Below are 21,628 nucleotides of genomic sequence, written 5' to 3'. Positions count from 1 at the left end.
GTAAGTTCATTTAAGGTTGACTGTTTTATGCGCTTAAATGTCTTGTTATTCAATAAGTAATTCTCAAAAGGCAAAATAAAAATCTGCTGAATCTGCAAAATCTGCGTGAAAACAATAAATTGGCACGCAGATTCTGAAGATTTAAAAAGATTCAATTTATTTAAACCCTAAAAGATAATGGCGTCAATGCCGTTTGCTTTTTGAAAAAATTAGAAAAATGAGCCAACTCTTCAAAACCGAGTGAATAAGCGATTTCAGTAATATTCCAATCGGTTTCTTTTAATAGAATCTTGGCTTCATGTATTAATCGGTCACTGATTAACTCAGTAGTCGTTTTACCCGTGTTCTCTTTTAAAACTTTATTCAAATGATTGACATGAACGGACAAACGAGCTGCAAAATCTTTAGCCGATTTCAATTCTAAACGTTGACGAGGTGACTCTATCGGGAATTGTCTTTCGAGTAATTCCGCAAATAAGGAAGAAACTCTGGCAGCCGAATTATGCTTAGAATATAAGGCTGTTATCGGTTGTAGTTTCTGTCCAAAATGAATTAACTCTGCCACATAATTCCGAATCAAATCGTATTTATACACATAATCAGAATTGATTTCTTTATGTATCTTTTTGAATATCAAATCAATTTCTATTGCATCCTCATCAGAGAGTTCAAAAACAGGATAGCCATCTGATTTAAAAATAGGAAGTTCGTCAAGCTCAATTCCGCTTTTATCTTTTGTTAAAAACTCGCTCGTAAAAACACAAAAATTTCCCGACTGTTGCGTGTCTTGTGGAACATAATGATAGGGAATTTTTGGCGTAGCAAATAAAAGAGCATTCTTTTCAATGTCAATTACTTTATCAGCATATTCTGCTCTGTTTTTTCCTCGTATCAAGCTTATTTTATAATACGCTCTCCTGTCGTAAGGCATAAAAGACTTATCCTTCAGTCTTTCATAAAGTTCTTTGATACTAAAAACATTGAAATGACCAATTTCTTTTTGGATACCCTTAGGCAATAATGCATTCGGTTCCGTAACAGAGTCTCCAGAGATTTCCTGGTAAAACTCGTCTATTGATTTTAGTTTCATTGAGAATGAATTTGTAAAAATCAAATATACAAATTAAAGCTAAAGCTTCCAGTCTTTAAAAGGTTAAACGCTTTTGCCAAAATACTTCATTACATACTCTGCCCGAAAGTCAGCAGATTGTTGTCAGGATCAAGTAAAGCGAATTCTTTTTGTCCCCAAGGTTTGATTTCCAAATGTCCATTTGGATGGATGCTTGTTTTTTTGTCCAATAATGATTGGTATAGTCTGTCAATATCGTCCGTTCTGATATAAACTTGTCCATAATTTTCTTTTGGATCAAGTTCTTTAAATTCAAAAAAATGAATTTGAATACTGTCTTTTTGCACCATAAGGTAGCCCTCAAAATCAGCATTGCCATATTCCTCAAAACCCAATTCGTTTAAATAGTAGTCTCGCGTAATCGCTTTATTACGCATCGGCAGTTTGGGATTAATGTCTGTAAACATATCTATTTCAATTTAATTTTTTCAATACAAGCCAAATTTAAAATAACTGTTCACTTTTAATCTCAATCACTATAAAATTGAACATTTATCCTCTATTTCCCCAACAACTCCATCAATTCCAATGCTGTTCTAGTATTCTTCACATTGTCAAAAGTCAACAAAAGCCTTAACCCTGCTGGCGTTTGTTTTTCTTTCATTTTACAAATAGAACTGTGTTTTTGAACAAACTGCAAGACACCCTGAAAACGATTCGATTGATAGTAATCCGATTGTTGATCCGATACAAAATACCCAATCATCTTGCCTTGTTTCATTACCAATTTCTCGATTCCAATACGGGTAGCAATCCATTTGATTCGAATACTATTCATTAACGCATTGGCTCGTGGCGGCATAGGACCAAAACGGTCTATTAATTTATTCTGAAAAATGATGAGTTCTTCTTCATTTTTCACTGCGCCTAATTCATTATATAAACTCAATCGTTCCGAAACATTATTGATGTATTCATCCGAAAATAACAACTCAAAATCAGTATCGATTTGCAGGTCTTTCACGTATTCTTTGGTTTCCAAATTGTTTTCCTCAGGATACAAATCCTTGAATTCATTTTCTTTCAATTCGTCAATGGCTTCGTTCATGATTTTTTGGTACGTATCAAAACCGATTTCGTTGATAAAACCACTTTGTTCGCCTCCCAATAAATCTCCGGCACCACGAATCTCTAAATCCTTCATGGCAATATTAAATCCACTTCCCAATTCGCTGAATTGTTCCAAAGCTTGAATTCGTTTTCTAGCATCATCCGTCATGGCAGAATATGGCGGACATATAAAATAACAAAACGCTTTCTTATTGCTACGCCCTACCCGACCGCGCATTTGATGTAAATCAGACAATCCAAAATTATTGGCATTATTGATAAAAATGGTATTGGCATTCGGAACGTCCAAACCGCTTTCGATAATGGTGGTTGCCACCAAAACATCAAATTCTCCATTCATGAAAGCCAACATCAATTCTTCCAGTTTTTTTCCTTCCATTTGTCCGTGCCCAATTCCAACTCTGGCATTTGGTACCAAACGCTGAATCATTCCTGCGACTTCCTTGATGTTTTCTATTCGATTATTGATAAAGAAAACCTGACCGTTTCGTTGAATTTCATACGAAATTGCATCCCGAATCAATTCTTCACTAAACCCAACTACATTTGTTTCAATAGGATAACGATTGGGCGGAGGGGTAGTAATTACAGATAAATCGCGCGCCGCCATTAATGAAAATTGCAATGTTCTCGGAATTGGCGTTGCTGTTAAAGTCAGCGTATCGACATTCGCGGCAATGGTTTTGAGTTTGTCTTTTACGTTGACACCAAATTTTTGTTCTTCATCCACAATCAATAATCCAAGGTCTTTGAAAACTACATTTTTATTGACCAATTGGTGTGTTCCAATGACAATGTCGAGTTTTCCTTCGGCTAATTGTTTTAAGGTTTCCGCTTTTTGTTTGGCCGTTCTGAAACGGTTTAAATAGCCAACAGAAACCGGCATGTCTTTCAATCGTTCCGTAAAAGTTCTATAATGTTGGTACGCCAAAATAGTTGTGGGAACCAAAATCGCAACTTGTTTGCTGTTATCGACTGCTTTAAAAGCAGCACGAATAGCAACTTCGGTTTTACCAAAACCCACATCCCCACAAACCAAGCGATCCATCGGGCGGTCACTTTCCATATCGGCTTTTACTTCTGCCGTTGATTTGGTTTGGTCCGGCGTATCTTCATAAATAAAGGAACTTTCCAGTTCATTTTGCAAATAACTATCGGGTGCAAACTGGAATCCTTTTTCCAATCGTCGCTTGGCATACAATTGAATCAAATTGAATGCAATATGTTTGACGCGCGCCTTGGTTTTTTGTTTTAAAATCTTCCAAGCATTCGAACCCAATTTGTAAATTTTGGGCGGTGTCCCGTCTTTTCCGTTGTATTTTGAAATTTTGTGCAGCGAATGAATACTCACATACACAATATCATTATCGGCATAAACGAGCTTGATAGCTTCCTGTGTTTTACCTTCGACTTGTATTTTTTGCAATCCTCCAAAACGTCCAATTCCGTGGTCAATATGCGTCACATAATCGCCTACAGAAAGTGTCGTGAGTTCTTTTAAAGTAATATTTTGTTTTTTCGAATACCCATTTTTAATGCTGAATTTATGATAGCGCTCAAAAATCTGATGATCCGTATAGCAGGTTATTTGGTTTTCTTCGTCAATAAATCCTTGGTACAAAGGCAAAACAATCGTGTTGTATTGCTTGCGAATATTCTCAGAATTGGCCTCGTCCAACGTTTCGAAAATATCATGAAATCGCTTGGCTTGGGCATCATTGGAACAAAATAAATAATTTTTGTAACCGTTGAAATGATTTTCATTCAGATTATTCAACAACAAATCAAATTGTTTGTTGAATGACGGTTGCGGCTGAATGTGATATTCGAATTTTTTAGTGGTTCTAAAAATAGGTTTCGAACTCAATTCAACAATTGAAAAATCTAAGGCTCTTTTTATAAACTCCGTTTGATTCAAGAACAATTGTTCCGGTGCAGCACGTTTTATTTCTTGGGATAATTTTGCAAAAGCTTCTTCAGCTTTGCCAAATTGTTTGTCTAATTCCGACAATAAATTCTCGGTATTCTGAATGAAAATTACCGTTTTCTCCGAAATATAATCCAAGAAACTTTCTCGGTTTTCCTGAAAAACTTTGTTTTCTACATTGGGGATTATGGTAATCTTTTTTTGCGTTTCAATAGACAATTGGGTCGCTACATCAAAACTACGGATACTCTCCACTTCGTCTCCAAAAAACTCAATTCGGTACGGATTATCATTCGAAAACGAAAACACATCCACAATTCCCCCACGAACCGAAAATTCTCCGGGTTCCGTAATGAAATCAACTCTTTTGAATTCGTATTCGAACAATACTTCATTGATAAAATCGATAGAAATTTTGTCTCCAACCGATACTTTCAACGTGTTTTTATCCAATTCTTTTCGGGTTACCACTTTCTCGAATAATGCTTCGGGATAGGTTACAATAACGGCTGGTTTTTTGCGGGAATTGATTCTGTTTAGTACTTCGGCGCGAAGCAAAACATTCGCATTATCCGTTTCTTCAATTTGGTACGGACGACGATACGAACCGGGATAAAACAGAACATCCTGGTCACCAATCATCTGTTCGAGGTCGTTCAAATAATAAGCGGCTTCTTCTTTATTGTTTAAAACAACCAAAAAAGGAAGTTCCGATTTCTTAAAAACAGAACGGATTACAAACGAAAGTGCAGAACCCAAAAGTCCCGACAGCTGTATTTTGACTTGGTTGTTTTCCAATAAACGAGCAACTATTTGCTGGGTTTTTGGCGAATTATCGTAGGTATTGTATAAGGCTTTTTTACTCAACGCGTGGCAGATTTGGGTCGATAATTGGTGTGTTAGGAATGGCTCTTGTGGTATCCATCATTTTCAATAAGTCAGATTCACCTTCTTCAACAGGAATCTTACTTTTCTCCACAATTTTGTCCATTTGTCTTTGTAGTGAAACCAATTCCAAGTTGATTTCGGAAACTAGCAATGTCACTTTTTTATCTGGAATATTATCTAAATGAATGAATAAATCCAACAATCGTACTTTAGTGATTACCGTTGAAATTCTGCTTTTTATCTGAGGTTTGTTAAACTGATACGGAATATTATCATTCAAAGCCATTACTTTTTTAGAAAGTGCTTTTGCTTTTTGTTGAAAAGCCCCGATAGTCTTTTTAGGTTTTTGGGCTAATTCAGCAAGAAACATGCGGAATTCATTCCAAGAAGCGATACTTGCTTCAGAAGCCTCCGTTATAGGCGTGTCATAAAAAACCCAGCCTTTCTCTATGTTTTTAAATATGATTTCTCTTTTTTTAATCTCTTTTTTATTTTCGGCTAACCGCTTTTGATTGTCATTTTGGCACGAAAACAAAATGAAAATCATAGAAAAGAAGACCGCTATTTTATATTTCATCTGTGGATATTTATTGTTTTTAATGGGTAGATGCAATTCGAAAATAGCATCCATCTTGTTAGTATGAAACTCCCGTTATGCTCATTTCATTTAAATTTTAACTAGAGTACAAAGTTACAAAGTAAATTCACAATTACGAATTACAGCATAGGAATAACAATCTAATATTCCCAAAGCTATTTTTATATTTTAAAAAACAAAAATTAAGAATTTTACCATCATTTTTAATGCTGTTTTAGTAAATTTATAACTTTTTATATCAAAATTGTGTTATTTACGAAAACGTTATCTTTGTATTTCAAAACAGACAAAAATGAGTACTAAAATATTAATTATAGGCGCTTGCGGCCAAATTGGAACAGAACTTACCCATAAGTTGCGAGAAATATATGGAACAGAAAACGTAATCGCTTCTGATATTCGAAAACTGAATAATGATGTGGTTAATTCCGGTCCTTTCGAAGTGGTAAATGCGCTGGATTTTAATCAGATTGAGCATCTTGTAGAGATTCACCAAATCGATGAAATCTATTTAATGGCGGCATTATTATCGGCAACGGCCGAGAAAAACCCTGCTTTTGCCTGGGATTTAAATATGAATTCGTTATTTCACGTTTTGAATTTGGCGAAAGCCAAAAAAATAAAAAAGATATTCTGGCCTTCCAGCATCGCTGTTTTTGGCCCAACAACACCCAAAGAAAATACACCACAATATACCATCATGGAACCTTCAACGGTTTATGGAATCAGTAAACAAGCGGGTGAAAGATGGTGTGAATACTACCACAATATTTTTGGCGTTGATGTGCGAAGCATACGTTATCCCGGTTTAATTAGCTGGTCTACGCCTCCTGGTGGCGGAACTACGGATTATGCCGTAGATATTTTTCATAAAGCATTTTCGGACAAAACCTACGAATGTTTTTTATCATCAGAAACTAAAATGCCCATGATGTATATGGATGATGCGATTGCTGCCACAATACAAATTATGCAAGCGCCAGTTGAACAAATTAAAATTCATTCTTCTTATAATCTAGCGGCAATGAGCTTTACGCCAACGGAGATTGCTACCGAAATCAAAAAACACATTCCTGAATTTACCGTTACCTACAAACCTGACTTTCGTCAAAAAATAGCCGATAGCTGGCCGGCGAGTATTGATGATTTACAAGCCCGAAAAGATTGGAACTGGAAACATAAATTTGATCTGGAAACCATGACAGTCGATATGTTGGAACATTTAAAATAGTTCCTTAAAAATACAAACCAAAAAAGTCTAGTTTTGAACTAGACTTTTTTGGTTACAAAATATTACTTCAATTGATACGTATTGTTCTCTGGTTTTAGATCGGCCATTAATCCGCTTGGATCAATGGTGATTTTTTTGATGGAAGCTTTCGATTTCGAAATACTAAATTCAAAAGTTGGATACGCCCAGGCCCAATCATTCAGAATCGTTCTTTTTAATGAAGGATCCGGATTTTCTTTTTCAAAACTCATCATGCGCAACGGAATGTAGAAACTTTCTTTACTTCCATCGTTATATTCAACAGTCAGATCAATCGGCATTGGCATTCTTCCAATTCTTTCTAAAGTAACAGTTGTTTTATCAGCATTTTCCTTTACATCCTTGATACCATAATCAATAGTATTTGTAGTTTCTGTCCAATCGGTCAAATACCAATCTAAATTTGCTCCTGAAATACGTTCAGCAGTTCTTTTGATATCATTTGGCGTAGGATGTTTGAATTTGAAATCCTGGTAGTATTTCTTCAAGGTTTTCATTAAATTTTCCTTTCCTATCAAATACATTAATTGTGTCAGGAAAAGTTCTCCTTTACTGTAAGAAGTGATGCTGTACACTCTATTCTCATCAAAACGATCCGCATGTGTGGTTTGAGGCAATTCTTTTCCTGAATTCGCCATTGAGGAATACCCTTTATAAGCCCCTGAAAATGGGTTTTCCATTTTCTTATCTGCAATTTCATTCAGTCCAAAATCTTCAAGGAAAGAAGTGAATCCTTCGTCCATCCATCCATGTTTTGATTCATTGGAAGCCAAAACATGTTGAAACCAAGAATGTGCCATTTCGTGAGCGGTAACCCCTAGCAAACCTTCGAAATCGCCTTGACCCAAAATCAAGGTACACATGGCATATTCCATTCCGCCATCACCACCTTGAATCACAGAATATTGTTTGTATGGATAATCTCCAACCGTTTTGTTGTAAATCTCCATCAACTGAACCGTTTTAGGTTGTAGGTTTTTCCAGTTTTCAATATATTTTGGATTGTTTTTATACAAGAAATGCAAATCAACATTATTAGGTCCTTTCACCACATCGTGAATGTAATTCTTATCAGCAGCCCAAGTAAAATCATGAACCATTGGCGCTGTAAAACGCCAAGTCAGGTTTTTTGTTTTCTTTGGAACAGACACAACAACTCCTTGGTCTTGATATCCGTGACCAATTTCGTTTTTGTTTTGCAAATAACCGGTACCGCCTAAAACATAATTTTTATCAATAGTAATATTCACGTCAAAATTTCCCCAAACACCGTGAAATTCTCTGGCGATGTACGGGTCAGCATGCCAACCTTCAAAATCGAATTCGGCAATTTTTGGATACCATTGCGCCATCGATAATTCGACACCTTCGGCATTATTTCTTCCGGAACGACGAATCTGAATTGGAACCTGTCCATCAAAATCTAATGTGAATGTAGTTTTAGTATTTGGTGCTATTGGCTTTGCCAAAATCACTTCAAGAATAGTTCCAACCTCTTTTGCATTAGCAACTACTCCGTCTTGTTTAAAATTAGAAATTCGCAAATACCCAATTTCATTTGGTTTCAAATTTTTAATGCGGCTTTCTTTGACTTCTTTATCACCAAGTTTTATTTTCGTGACCATTCTTCCGTCTGGATCTTTGATACTTTGGATTCTGGCATCCATCTCGCTTCCGGGCTGAAAGGCATTATTAAATAAATGGTAATACACTTTCTTTAAAGTATCCGGAGAATTATTGGTGTAAACTAATTCTTGTTTCCCTTTGTATTGGTAGGTTTTCACATCCATGGAAACATCCATTTTGTAATCGACATGTTGTTGCCAATAAGTGGAACTTTGGGCAAATAGAGACCCAAAATTAAGTGCAACAAAAGATAGTAAAAGGAATTTTTTCATACGAGGATAAAATTTGTTTTTTAATGGAATATAGAATTGTAATTATTTGTATGGATTCATATTTTTGAATCTTGGTGATTTCAATATTTCTTTAATACAAAAGGAAGAACAAGCGCTCTCCCTTTAGATTAACAATTATTGAATTTATTTTTTTGACATTATTTCAGCTAGAATCAAGGCATTGTAAGCATTAACCATTTTTCCTGATTTTGAAGTCTCAGCATTTAATTTTTCATCTTGAGTTTCTCCCAATTCTATCGTTGCTGGTAGCGGTGTTCCTGAGTCCATCATAATTTGTTTGACTTGTGCTGCCGATAATTTTGGATAATACGAACGAATCAATGCCGCAACACCAGCCGCATTTGGTGAAGCCATCGATGTTCCTTGTTCGTATTTGTATTTATTATTTGGCACTGATGCGTAAATTTCCATTCCCGGAGCATAAACGTCAACATTAATTTTTCCATAATTCGAAAAAGGCGCTACTACCGACTCTCCATATGCATTATTCAAGGCTCCAACAGTAAGAACATTATTTGCGAACTCTATTTTGTTGTCTTCCGAATCATTTGGGAAACTGATGTTTTTTTCTAAATCAATATCATTCCCCTCATTTCCTGATGCGTGTACAAACAAAACATCTTTCTTTTCAGCATATTTTATAGCATCAAAAACCCATTGCTTGTGTGGCGAATAGTTTTTTCCAAAACTTCCGTTGATTACTTTAGCACCATTATCAACGGCATAGCGAATCGCCAAAGCAATATCTTTATCGTATTCGTCACCATTAGGAACGGCTCTTATAGCCATAATCTCGACATTATTTGCAACTCCATCACCACCAATATTGTTATTTCTCACTTGAGCAATAATTCCGGCAACATGGGTTCCATGCAATGCCTCTTCTTTATCCGGTCCATAAACAATATTGTTTCCGTATTTGGTATCTGTTATATCATCAGGATTATCACCAACAACTTTTCTGCCATTAAAATCTTTGTTCAAATTATAATTCAATTGGTCGTAAATATACTTTCTGTATTCTTCAATACCAGCACTAAATGTAGGACCTGACTGTCCAATAACGCGAGTCATAATCATTTTGCTTCTATTCAAAATTTCATCCGTACTAACAATTGCATTCAGCTCTTCAAGCGAATAATCGCTTTTATTTAAGTGTGTTTGTATTATTTTATTAGTATTTAACAGAAAATCTACTTGTTGTTTCCCTTCTAAAGCCTCGTTGTACTTTTTTTCATAAGCTGCTTTAGCATTTTTATAGGTTATTGATCCATCATCTGCTTTTTTCAGAATACGGGTCATCTCTAAATTTTCGAATCCTGAATCGCCAAGAAAATTCCAACCGTGCATATCATCAGCAAACCCATTTTTATCATCATCAATTCCGTTACCGGCAATTTCTTTTGGATTGGTCCAAATCACTGATTTTAAATCTTCATGATCAATATCAACTCCTGAATCTACAATTCCCACGATAACTTTTGCTCCTTTTTTATTTTTTAATAATTCGGAATACGCTTTATCAACGCTCATTCCAGGAATCGTATCTTTTACTAAATCTAAATGACTCCAACGTTGTAAATCTGCATCGCTTATAGGAGCAACTTTCTTAATAATTAATGGACTCGTTACAGCAATAGGCGCAATACTTTTGGGAACTTGTTTCTGAGCGCTACATCCCACTAATGCAAAAAAAGCAACGGCAGAATAATAGATTGGTTTAATAGTGTTCATTTATAAATTTTTAAAATTAAATGCGGGGCCTAAATTATGTCTTTTTACAAGAGAATATAAATGGATTAACACTCTGTTAAGATTTGGTCGAAAATTAAAATAATGAATTCTTATATCTGTTAAAATATAAATGGAAGGACAATTTGCCCCTCCATTTATAAATAAATTGGAACTGTTATTTTTTAGACATTTTTTCAGCCATCAATAAAGCATTGTAAGCATTCACTATTTTTCCAGATTTAGATAAGGTGGTAAAAGAGCGAGTGTCATTACTTTTTCCAGCAACAATAACCTCTGCTGTAATCGCCACTCCTGAATCCATCAAAATGTGTTTTACCTGTTGAGCAGATAATTTTGGATAATACGAACGTATTAATGCAGCAACTCCGGCAGCGTTTGGTGCAGCCATAGATGTTCCTTGTAAGTATTTATAAGAATCATTTGGCGTAGTGGCATAAATTTTAACTCCTGGAGCAAAAACGTCTACATTAATTTTTCCAATATTAGAAAAACGAGCTACCACTTTATTTCCGTATTCAAAATTCAAAGCGCCAATTGTGATTAAATTATCAGCAAACTCTGTTACTTTATCTTCAGAATCGTTAGGAAAATTCTCTGCAAAATCAATGTCTTTAGCATCATTTCCAGCTGCATGAACAATCAACACGTCTTTTTGCTCTGCATATTTAATCGCGTCATAAACCCATTGTTTGTGTGGTGAAAAGCTTTTTCCAAAACTTCCGTTGATTACTTTAGCACCATTATCCACTGCATAACGAATTCCAAGTGCAATATCTTTATCATATTCATCACCGTCTGGTACGGCGCGAACCGTTAGAATTTCAACATTGTTTGCCACACCGTCACCACCTTTTGTGTTGTTTCTAGTTTGAGCAACAATTCCGGCAACGTGAGTTCCATGAAGAATTCCATCCTTGTCCGGGCCCATAACATTGTTGTTTCCGTATTTGGCATCTGTTATATCTTCCGGATTATCCCCAACAATTTTTCTGTAATCGGTTTTTAAATTTTCTCCACTTAAAGCTGTAGTAAAACCATTAAGTTGTTTTTTAACAGCTACTTTCAAATCTGCAATAGGCATACCATAAGAAAACATTTGTTCCATAGCGGCCTTACTCTTTTGAATTTCCGGTTCTTGTAAAACAAGTGCTTTCACCTCTTCAATCGTATAAATCGATTTTCCAAAATGTCTCACTAGAATTGCATCACTCTCATTGAGCGTTAGTAACATTTGTTCCGAACGCATTTTTCCAGCTACTGCATCAGCTATCTTTTTATCACTTATAACTTTAGCGTCTTGATACGTTTTTTCGTCTACAAGGTTTTTATTTTTTATAATTCGCTCATATTCATAATGTTCCTTGGTAATATCTCCTAAGAAATTCCAACCGTGAATATCATCAACATATCCATTTTTATCATCATCAATTCCATTTCCTGCTATTTCTTTTTTATTGGTCCAAACAACCGATTTTAAATCTTCATGTTCGATATCCACTCCAGAATCTACAATCCCAACAATTACAGTCACCCCTTTTTTACCTTTCAATAATTCGGAATACGCTTTATCAACACTCATTCCAGGAATAGTGTCTTTTACTATATCTAAATGACTCCAGCGTTTTAAATCACTTTCATTTATTGGTGCATTTTTTTTAATATTTAACGGTGCGCTTACGGCAACTAACGCCGAAGTATTTGAAACTTGTTTTGAAGCGCCGCATCCTGCCAGAGCTAAAATGGCAAAAGCAGATAGATAAATTGGTTTGATACTATTCATTAATTGTTATATTAAGTTTTAAATATTTGTCTAAAATAAATTATTTTGTTACAAAAATATTTAGGATTAACACTATTTTAATATTTGCTCACAAGTAAAAACCTCCTTCAATCGAACACCTTTTCGATTTTTTTGTACGGTTATTATTTCATTATGCGCATCGTGTTCCAAAAACAAATAATAATAATTATCATCTGTCGCATTGATGAATTTTTCTTTTTCATTTAAAATTAACCGAGGCAGCGTATCGTAATTCATAATATGCGACACTAATACCATAACCTTGTATTACTAAAATCTCTGGCAACCAATTGACAAATACAATTAATTTTAAAAATCAGAATAAATTATTACACCTATAAATCATTAAAAAAGTAATATTAATCGTAATATTGTGTAATAAAAAAACTACATCTTTATTTATGAAAATAAAACTACTCCTTTTGCTATTTTTAATAAATATATCATCTTACGCTCAAAACCCAAATGTTCCTACAAATGGTTTGCTTGCTTATTATCCTTTTACTGGCAATGCAAATGATGTTAGCGGAAATGGATGTAATGGAACTGTCACAGATGTTGCTCTAACATCTGATAGATTCGGAATTAATAATTGTGCTTACTCTTTCAATGGCACAAGTAGTAACATTGAGGCAAATGTAATTAACTACCCTCTTAAAGGCGGATCACGGACAATTACAGGATGGTTCAAAGCTGACTCCCCTAGTATATCTCAAGAATCTGATTTTTGCCTTTTAAATTATGGAAATATATCTGACCCAAATTATTGGTTTAAAATTAGTTTATATCGTAAAGGGTATTTAGATATACAGTTTGATTCTAAAACTTTTTCATCCCAGGAAAATTATTTTAATAATAATTGGACATTTTTCGCATTGACCTTTGATGATGCCAGCAACACATATTCATTATATATAAATAACGTATATAAGATGGGTGGTTCTGCCGATTTATATACAAATGGTTTTGGCAATCTTTTTAGAATTGGAAGAAATAAATTAGATAACTATTTCGAAGGAACAATAGACGACATCGGGATTTGGAATCGTGTGCTGACTCAGGACGAGATAACCGGTTTATTCAATTCAGCTACAGTTACTGCAACAATTTCTACAAACACCCCTACAACTTTTTGTACAGGAGGCAGTGTTCAGTTAACAAGTATAATATCTCCTTCGGGGCCTTATGACTATGCATGGATGAGAGATGGGGTTATAATGCCGAATCAAACTTCTGCAAACTATACAGCAGTTTTAAGTGGAAATTACTCACTAAAGGCCACCAATGTAAATGATAGCACCATGATAGTTCGCTCGAATGTTGTGAATGTTACTGTAAATGAAACGCCTCCTCCAACTGCTGTTGAACAGACTTTCAACACTGCTACAGTTGCTAACTTGCAAGTTACCGGACTTAATATTAAATGGTATAGTAATACCACAGGAGGAACCCCTTTGGCTTTATCGACTGTACTACAAACAGCTAAATATTATGTTTCTCAAACAATTAATGGATGTGAAAGCGCAAGAACAACTGTCGATGTGATTATCACACAAGTTCCTACAGGCTATACATTAATTCCTGATGTGAATTTTGAGAAAAGATTAATTTACTTAAAAATTGACTCTGGCACTCCAGATGGAAAAGTGTTGACTTCCAATATATCTTCGTTGACTTCTTTCCAAGCCTCCTCCAATTCAATTACTGATTTTACTGGCATTCAAGATTTTGTATCTTTAAAAACATTAGATTGCACTGGGAATTATTTAACCCGTTTAGATATCTCTAAAAATAAAGCTTTAACTAATTTAAGATGCGGTTTCAATAGATTAGTGAGCCTCGATATTACTGGTCATACTTCTTTAACAAGATTAGAATGTGGTGGAAATGGATTAACCAGTTTAAATATTTCGAAAAACGTTGCCCTAACAAGTTTAAGTTGTAGCGAAAATAAAATTGACAGTTTAGATGTTTCTAAAAATGTAGCTCTGACTTTTTTAAATTGTAGCAAAAATCAATTAACAACCCTTGATGTTTTAAAAAATATTTCTTTAACAACGCTAGATTGTTCAGAGAATCAATTATCAACACTAGATGTTTCCAAAAATGTTGCTTTAAAACAATTTTATTGTGACTCAAATAAATTAACAAATTTAGATGTTTCGAAAAATATTGCTTTAAACTATTTATTTTGTACTTCAAATCAATTAACAAGCTTAGATGTTTCGAAAAATGTTGCTTTAACCCAAATATATTGTCATACAAACCAATTAACAAGCTTAGATTTTTCGAAAAATGTTACTTTGACAAGCTTATTTTGTTCAAACAACAAATTAATAAACCTTAATTTAAAAAGCGGAAAGAATGTGATGTTGGATTTTGCCGGTTACAACTTATCTTTGATAAACAATCCAAACTTAAGCTGTATTCAGGTCGATGACAAAGCCTATTCCGATACCTATTGGATTAAATTTAAAGACACTTCAGCTAGTTATAATACAGACTGTACTCCTTATACACTTATGTCTGATGTTAATTTTGAAAACAAATTAATTGCACTTGGCATAGACTCAGGATTTGCTGATGGAAAACTGCCAACTTCAAGCATTGCTTCGCTGACTTATTTAGATCTTTCTAATAGTAATATTACGGACATGACGGGGATTAAAGATTTTGTTGCATTGACCTATCTAGATTGTAATAGCAATAATATACAAACTATTGATCTTAGCAATAACAAACTATTAACCAAATTAGCATTATATGACAACCATTTATCAAGTTTGGATATTACAAAAAACACCGAACTAGTAAATTTTGAATGTTCCAATAATCAAATCTCTTCAATTGATTTATCTCAAAACACTAAATTATTTCATTTAGGAATAGGAAATAACCAATTATCAAATTTAGATGTATCCGCAAACATTGCTTTACAAAGTCTATATTGTCACGACAATAATTTAACTTCTTTAGACTTAAAAAACCAAACCGAGTTATTGACTTTAGATTGTGGTTTTAATAAAATTTCCACATTTGATCTATCAACAAACACTATCCTTGAAGGGTTATATTGTTATAATATGGAATTAACAGCTTTAGACCTTAGCCAAAACAAATTTTTAAAAACTTTAAACTGTATAGCAAACCAATTAACTACATTGGATATTTCACAAAATAAAGAACTAAACCTATTGTTTATTGAGTTTAATCCGATAACAACTTTAAATTTACAAAACGGAAATAATACGAACTTTATCATACCTACTTCCACTGGTAAAACAACTGCAACCGGTTTATATTGCAGTTTTATAAACAATAAAAACCTTTCGTGTATAAAAGTTGACAATGTTGCTTTTTCAAATCAAAATTGGAGCAAAATTAAAGATGCTACCGCTATCTACTCTTCAACCTGCACTCTAGGCATCCAAAATTCTGTTTTTGATAAAATTGCAATCTATCCAAACCCAACCAAAGTCGTATTGCACATCAATAATGTTATTCTTGAAAAAGTAACTGTTTATGATGCTTTAGGGAAGTTAATAAAAACAACAAGCTTTACATCCGGTTCTAATGACAATACCATCAATTTAACTGGTGTGCCAAAAGGAATTTATTATGTAAATTTACAAAGCCAAGGAATAACGACTACACGAAAAATAGCGGTAGAATAACTCTAAATTTTTAAAACTAAAAACCACATTTTCATTAATCTGAAAATGTGATTTTTTAATATCTTAATTTGAGTATTTAAAGAATCTCATCACACGTAAATCGCTCTTTCAACCGAACACCTTTTTCTGTTTTTTCGACCGTTATAATTTCATTATGGGCATCGTGTTCCAAAAACAAATAATGATTATTCTCAGCAGCAGTATTTAGAAATTTCGCCTTTTCCGGCATGGTTAACAAAGGTCTGGTATCATATCCCATAACATACGGAATAGGAACGTGTCCGGCTGTTGCCAATAAATCAGCACAAAAAATAATTGTCTTATCCTGATATTGAATGTACGGAATCATTTGCTTTTCGGTATGTCCATCGGCAAAGAAAATACCAAAACCCAGTTCCGATTTTTCAAGAAAATCTCCTTCCGGTCTTTGGATGAAATTGAGCTGACCGCTTTCCTGCATCGGCAAAATATTTTCAGACAAAAAAGATGCTTTTTCTCTGGGATTAGGTTTTGTTGCCCATTCCCAATGGCTGTCATTACTCCAGAATTTTGCATTTTTAAAAGCCGGTTCGTAGCCCGTTTTGTCCTTATTCCATTGCACGCTTCCACCACAATGGTCAAAGTGCAAATGCGTCATAAAAACATCGGTAATATCATCACGATGAAAACCAAATTTAGCTAAGGATTTATCCATGGAATGCGTTCCCCAGAGCGAATAATATCCAAAAAATTTCTCTGATTGTTTGTTTCCCATTCCGGTATCAATCAAAATCAATCGGTTGCCATCTTCAATCAATAAACAGCGTGCCGCAATATCAATCAGGTTATTTTCATCGGCAGGATTTGTTTTGTTCCAAATAGTTTTGGGTACCACACCAAACATTGCACCGCCATCCAGTTTAAAATTGCCTGTTTCTATAGGATATAATTTCATGTTTTTTCTTTTTTTCGAGAGGAACCAAAGTTAAGGAATTCAAACGCTTTTACTCGTTTCAAATAGGTTTTTTCTATTTTTGCATTGGCTATAAAAATGGTATCAATTATGGAAAAAGATTTTTATACACTATCTTTGTCCTTAATTTAGACAAAATCAATATAAGCTATGATAAAAGTTTCTGACACTGCAAGAAAAAAAATCATCGATCTAATGAAAGATGATGGTTTTGATGCTGCAATCGACTACGTAAGAGTTGGTGTAAAAAGCGGCGGATGTTCTGGATTGTCTTATGATTTAAAATTTGATAAAACAAAAAGCGACGACGATAAAATTTTTGTAGACAACGATATCACTATCGCTGTAGAAAAAAAATCTTTTCTATACTTAGCCGGAACAATATTAGAATTTTCAGGAGGAATAAATGGTAAAGGATTTGTTTTCAACAACCCAAATGCCAATAGAACTTGTGGATGTGGAGAATCATTTTCTCTGTAAAACATTAAATAAAAAAATATGTCAAAATATACCGAAGACGACTTAAAAATCGAACTCGAAAACAAAGAATACGAATACGGATTTTATACCGAATTAGAATCAGAAACGTTTCCTATTGGTTTAAATGAAGATATCGTTAGGGCTATTTCACACAAAAAAGGAGAACCTCAATGGATGACTGATTGGCGTCTTGAGGCTTTTCGTGCTTGGGAGCAAATGATAGAGCCAGAATGGGCTAATGTACAGTATACCAAACCTGATTTTCAGGCCATTTCCTATTATTCTGCTCCAAAAGCGGTAGATCCTAATAAAACATTGGACGATGTAGATCCTGAACTTTTAGAAATGTATAAAAAGTTAGGTATCTCTGTTGATGAGCAAAAAATGATGAATAATGTAGCCATGGATATTGTAGTTGATTCGGTTTCAGTAGCGACAACATTCAAAAAAACATTAGGAGAAAAAGGAATTATCTTTATGAGTATTTCTGAAGCCATCAAAGAGCATCCAGAATTAGTTCGTAAATATTTAGGAACGGTTGTGCCACAAAAAGATAATTTTTATGCTGCGCTAAATTCGGCAGTTTTCTCTGATGGTTCTTTCTGTTATATTCCAAAAGGCGTTCGTTGCCCAATGGAACTTTCGACATATTTTAGAATCAATCAGGCAGGAACAGGACAATTCGAGCGCACATTATTAGTTGCAGACGAAGGCAGTTATGTTTCTTACTTAGAAGGCTGTACTGCTCCAAGTCGTGATGAAAATCAATTGCACGCTGCAGTAGTAGAATTAATCGCATTAGACGATGCCGAAATAAAATATTCAACCGTACAAAACTGGTATCCTGGAAACAAAGAAGGTAAAGGTGGGGTTTTCAATTTTGTGACCAAAAGAGGAATCTGCGAGAAAAACGCAAAAATTTCTTGGACTCAAGTTGAAACTGGTTCAGCTATAACTTGGAAATATCCTTCCGTTATTTTAAAAGGAGACAATTCAACAGGAGAATTTTATTCGATTGCTGTAACCAATAATTTCCAACAAGCCGATACAGGAACCAAAATGATCCATTTAGGTAAAAACACTAAATCGACTATCATTTCTAAAGGAATTTCTGCCGGAAGATCACAAAACAGTTACCGTGGTTTAGTGCAAATTAGCGCTAGAGCGGATAATGCCCGAAACTTTTCACAATGTGACTCGTTATTAATGGGGAACAATTGTGGAGCACATACTTTCCCTTATATCGAAAGTAAAAACCCATCGGCAAAAATAGAACATGAGGCTACGACAAGTAAAATTGGCGAAGACCAAGTTTTCTATTGCAACCAACGTGGAATTCCAACAGAAAAAGCTATTGCCTTAATCGTAAACGGATTCAGTAAAGAGGTTTTGAATAAGTTACCTATGGAATTTGCAGTAGAAGCACAAAAATTATTAGAAATTTCGTTAGAAGGTTCTGTAGGATAAAATTGGTTTAAATTTAAATAGCTATGGATATTATTTTAAAAAATGTAAAGAAAAAAGATTTTCCAGTGTTAAAATCATTGGCAAAATCGCTTGGATTTGAAATTATTGAAAAAATTGAAAAGCCATATAACCCCGAGTTTGTCAAAGAAATTTTGGAAGCAGAACAAAGTATAAAAGAGGGGAAAGGAATTAAAATGACTCTTGATGAGCTAAAGGATTTATGCAAATAGTATTTACACCTAAAGCGAAAAAGGATTTAGATTTTTGGATTAAATCCGGAAATAAAAATATTTTAAATAAAATTACAGATTTAATCGAAGACATTCAACTACATCCTTTTGAAGGAATAGGAAAACCGGAACAATTGAAATACCAACTTTCCGGAAAATGGTCAAGAAGAATAAATCAAGAACATCGCATCATATATAAAGTCACAGAAGAAAATACAATTGAAATATTAGACATTTTATCATTAAAAGGTCATTACGAATAAACAAAGAAACAAATGTTATCAATAAAAAATTTACACGCCTCAATAGGTGACAAAGAAATATTAAAAGGGATTAACCTTGAAGTAAAAGCGGGAGAAATTCACGCGATAATGGGACCAAACGGTGCTGGAAAAAGTACACTTGCTTCCATCATTGCAGGAAACGAAAACTACGAAGTAACCGAAGGCGAAATCTCTTTAGACGGAGAAGACCTTTCTGAATTGGCACCAGAAGAAAGAGCGCACAAAGGCGTATTCTTATCGTTCCAATATCCAGTGGAGATTCCGGGAGTTTCAGTAACGAATTTCATCAGAACAGCTATTAACGAAACTCGTAAAGCGAAAGGTCTGGAAGAAATGCCTTCTAACGAAATGCTGAAAGTGATTCGTGAGAAATCAGAGTTATTAGAAATTGACAGAAAATTTCTTTCTCGTTCTCTAAACGAAGGTTTTTCTGGTGGGGAGAAAAAACGTAACGAAATTTTCCAAATGGCAATGTTGGAACCAAAATTGGCTATTCTTGATGAAACCGATTCTGGACTTGACATTGATGCCTTACGTATTGTTGCTAATGGTGTCAACAAACTAAAAAGCGACAAAAATGCAATCGTAGTTATTACGCACTACCAAAGATTATTGGACTATATCGTTCCTGATTTTGTTCACGTGCTATACAACGGAAAAATTGTAAAATCCGGCGGAAAAGAATTAGCGCACGAACTGGAAGAAAAAGGATACGACTGGATTAAACAAGAACAAGAAGCGTAAAATTAGTTTGCAGTTTACAGTTTGCAGTTTGCAAAACTCCAACTTACAACTACCAACTTATAACTACCAAAAATGGAATTAAAAGAAAAATTACTATCGTCTTTTATGGCTTTCGAAGAGCGTGTCGATGTTCACTCCGAACTTCATGATGTGAGAACTTCAGCCATAAAAAACTTTGAAAATAAAGGTTTCCCAACCAAAAAAGACGAAGCTTGGAAATACACTTCGCTAAATGCCATCTTAAAAAATGACTTTACCGTTTTTCCAAAGAAAGAAAATGCAATTGAATTTAACCAAGTAAAAAAATACTTTTTACACGAAATAGACACTTATAAAGTAGTGTTTATTGATGGCATTTTCAGTTCACATTTATCGTCAACAACACACGACGGAATTGATGTTTGTTTGATGTCATCGGCACTGAACAAACCAAAATACAAAATGATCATTGACACCTTTTTTAATAAAATAGCGAGTAAAGATGAAAGTTTGACTTCTTTGAATACGGCTTTTGCCAATGAAGGAGCGTATATCCATATTCCAAAAAGCAAAGTGGCTGACAAGCCTATTGAGATTATGTATTTCTCAACAGGCAACGAAGCGGCGCTTTTGGTTCAGCCGAGAAACTTAGTGATTGTGGGTGAAAATTCACATGTTCAAATTATCGAACGCCACCAAAGTTTAACCGAAAATCCAGTGTTAACGAATTCCGTTACCGAGATTTTTGCCCAAAAACGTGCTATCGTAGATTATTACAAAATTCAAAACGATGCGCTTGAAGCGAATTTAATCGATAATACGTTTGTTTCTCAACAGAAAGAAAGTCACGTTTCTGTACACACCTTCTCTTTTGGAGGAAACTTAACGAGAAACAACTTGAATTTTTACCACTTTGGGGAACGATTGACAAGCACCTTAAACGGGATTACAATCATTGGTGAAAAACAACACGTAGATCATTATACTTTGGTGAAGCATTCGACTCCAAATTGCGAAAGTTTCCAGGATTATAAAGGAATCTATTCCGATCGTTCTACAGGAGTTTTCAACGGAAAAGTGTACGTGGAGAAAGACGCTCAAAAAACGAATGCATTCCAAAAAAGCAACAACATATTATTGAGCGACAAAGCAACAATAAATGCAAAACCACAATTGGAAATTTTTGCTGATGATGTAAAATGTTCTCACGGTTGCACGGTTGGACAATTGGATGAAACAGCCATGTTTTACATGCAAGCACGTGGAATCCCTAAAAAAGAAGCAAAAGCGTTATTGATGTATGCATTCTCGAATGCAGTTATCGAAAACATCAAAATACCGGAACTTAAAAAACGAATTACCACGATTATCGCCAACAAACTCGGCGTGAAATTAGGATTTGATTTGTAGTTAATACTAATTACAAGTTATCATAGCAACCCTGTCAGAGTTTTAAACTC

General features: G+C 34.5%; 17 protein-coding genes. 8 read left to right on the top strand and 9 right to left on the bottom strand.

Translation table 11 applies throughout. The annotated features are described in order from the left end of the window. Positions 1-160: 160 nt before the first annotated feature. From ACM55F_RS06560 to ACM55F_RS06545, 4 genes are all read right to left on the bottom strand, one after another. Positions 161-1,090, bottom strand: coding sequence for a helix-turn-helix domain-containing protein (locus ACM55F_RS06560; RefSeq protein ID WP_416852984.1), 930 nt, complete (start codon positions 1,088-1,090; stop codon positions 161-163). Positions 1,091-1,179: 89 nt separating this feature from the next. After that, positions 1,180-1,536 carry a bleomycin resistance protein gene (locus tag ACM55F_RS06555; protein ID WP_416852983.1) on the bottom strand — a complete coding sequence of 119 codons (357 nt, stop codon included), beginning with the start codon at positions 1,534-1,536 and terminating at the stop codon, positions 1,180-1,182. A 92-nt stretch (positions 1,537-1,628) separates the two neighbouring features. Continuing rightward, complete coding sequence (gene mfd, locus ACM55F_RS06550; protein WP_416852982.1) at positions 1,629-4,994, bottom strand: transcription-repair coupling factor; 3,366 nt, start codon at positions 4,992-4,994, stop codon at positions 1,629-1,631. Further along, entirely contained in the window at positions 4,987-5,592 is a 606-nt protein-coding gene (locus tag ACM55F_RS06545) for a hypothetical protein (protein WP_416852981.1), read from the bottom strand. Before ACM55F_RS06545 ends, mfd begins: the two co-directional genes overlap by 8 nt. A gap of 313 nt (positions 5,593-5,905) precedes the next feature. Between ACM55F_RS06545 and ACM55F_RS06540 the strand changes: the two genes are divergently transcribed. Beyond that, the gene (locus tag ACM55F_RS06540; protein ID WP_416852979.1) at positions 5,906-6,844 is read left to right on the top strand and encodes an L-threonine 3-dehydrogenase; all 939 of its coding nucleotides are present in this window, start codon (positions 5,906-5,908) and stop codon (positions 6,842-6,844) included. A gap of 62 nt (positions 6,845-6,906) precedes the next feature. Here the strand turns inward: ACM55F_RS06540 and ACM55F_RS06535 are convergent, their stop codons facing one another. From ACM55F_RS06535 to ACM55F_RS06520, 4 genes are all read right to left on the bottom strand, one after another. Further along, positions 6,907-8,781 carry a M1 family metallopeptidase gene (locus tag ACM55F_RS06535; RefSeq protein WP_416852978.1) on the bottom strand — a complete coding sequence of 625 codons (1,875 nt, stop codon included), beginning with the start codon at positions 8,779-8,781 and terminating at the stop codon, positions 6,907-6,909. 144 nt (positions 8,782-8,925) lie between these two features. After that, complete coding sequence (locus ACM55F_RS06530; protein ID WP_416852977.1) at positions 8,926-10,536, bottom strand: S8 family peptidase; 1,611 nt, start codon at positions 10,534-10,536, stop codon at positions 8,926-8,928. A 175-nt stretch (positions 10,537-10,711) separates the two neighbouring features. Then, positions 10,712-12,337 carry a S8 family peptidase gene (locus tag ACM55F_RS06525; protein WP_416852976.1) on the bottom strand — a complete coding sequence of 542 codons (1,626 nt, stop codon included), beginning with the start codon at positions 12,335-12,337 and terminating at the stop codon, positions 10,712-10,714. A 72-nt stretch (positions 12,338-12,409) separates the two neighbouring features. Continuing rightward, positions 12,410-12,595: a hypothetical protein gene (locus ACM55F_RS06520; protein ID WP_416852975.1), complete on the bottom strand. Its 186-nt coding sequence runs from the start codon at positions 12,593-12,595 to the stop codon at positions 12,410-12,412. 164 nt (positions 12,596-12,759) lie between these two features. Between ACM55F_RS06520 and ACM55F_RS06515 the strand changes: the two genes are divergently transcribed. After that, the gene (locus ACM55F_RS06515) at positions 12,760-16,032 is read left to right on the top strand and encodes a LamG-like jellyroll fold domain-containing protein (RefSeq protein WP_416852974.1); all 3,273 of its coding nucleotides are present in this window, start codon (positions 12,760-12,762) and stop codon (positions 16,030-16,032) included. A 76-nt stretch (positions 16,033-16,108) separates the two neighbouring features. Here ACM55F_RS06515 and ACM55F_RS06510 read toward each other — a convergent pair whose 3' ends face one another. Continuing rightward, positions 16,109-16,966: an MBL fold metallo-hydrolase gene (locus tag ACM55F_RS06510; protein ID WP_416852972.1), complete on the bottom strand. Its 858-nt coding sequence runs from the start codon at positions 16,964-16,966 to the stop codon at positions 16,109-16,111. 168 nt (positions 16,967-17,134) lie between these two features. Here ACM55F_RS06510 and ACM55F_RS06505 point away from each other — a divergent pair, with 168 nt between their 5' ends. The 6 genes from ACM55F_RS06505 (at position 17,135) to sufD (ending at position 21,578) form a co-directional block, all read left to right on the top strand. Further along, positions 17,135-17,464: a HesB/IscA family protein gene (locus ACM55F_RS06505; RefSeq protein ID WP_099714058.1), complete on the top strand. Its 330-nt coding sequence runs from the start codon at positions 17,135-17,137 to the stop codon at positions 17,462-17,464. An 18-nt stretch (positions 17,465-17,482) separates the two neighbouring features. After that, complete coding sequence (gene sufB, locus ACM55F_RS06500; RefSeq protein WP_416852971.1) at positions 17,483-18,931, top strand: Fe-S cluster assembly protein SufB; 1,449 nt, start codon at positions 17,483-17,485, stop codon at positions 18,929-18,931. A 23-nt stretch (positions 18,932-18,954) separates the two neighbouring features. Next, a complete protein-coding gene (locus ACM55F_RS06495) occupies positions 18,955-19,161 on the top strand; it encodes a DUF2683 family protein (RefSeq protein ID WP_416852970.1) in 207 nt (68 codons plus the stop codon). Next, positions 19,152-19,424 carry a Txe/YoeB family addiction module toxin gene (locus ACM55F_RS06490; protein WP_416852969.1) on the top strand — a complete coding sequence of 91 codons (273 nt, stop codon included), beginning with the start codon at positions 19,152-19,154 and terminating at the stop codon, positions 19,422-19,424. Before ACM55F_RS06495 ends, ACM55F_RS06490 begins: the two co-directional genes overlap by 10 nt. A 12-nt stretch (positions 19,425-19,436) precedes the next feature. Further along, positions 19,437-20,189: a Fe-S cluster assembly ATPase SufC gene (gene sufC, locus ACM55F_RS06485; protein ID WP_416848469.1), complete on the top strand. Its 753-nt coding sequence runs from the start codon at positions 19,437-19,439 to the stop codon at positions 20,187-20,189. Positions 20,190-20,261: 72 nt separating this feature from the next. After that, positions 20,262-21,578 carry a Fe-S cluster assembly protein SufD gene (gene sufD / locus ACM55F_RS06480; protein WP_416852968.1) on the top strand — a complete coding sequence of 439 codons (1,317 nt, stop codon included), beginning with the start codon at positions 20,262-20,264 and terminating at the stop codon, positions 21,576-21,578. Positions 21,579-21,628 lie beyond the last annotated feature (50 nt).

Source organism: Flavobacterium melibiosi, from assembly GCF_048158545.1.
Lineage (GTDB): Bacteria > Bacteroidota > Bacteroidia > Flavobacteriales > Flavobacteriaceae > Flavobacterium > Flavobacterium melibiosi.
This window is presented reverse-complemented; position numbering and strand designations above follow the sequence as displayed.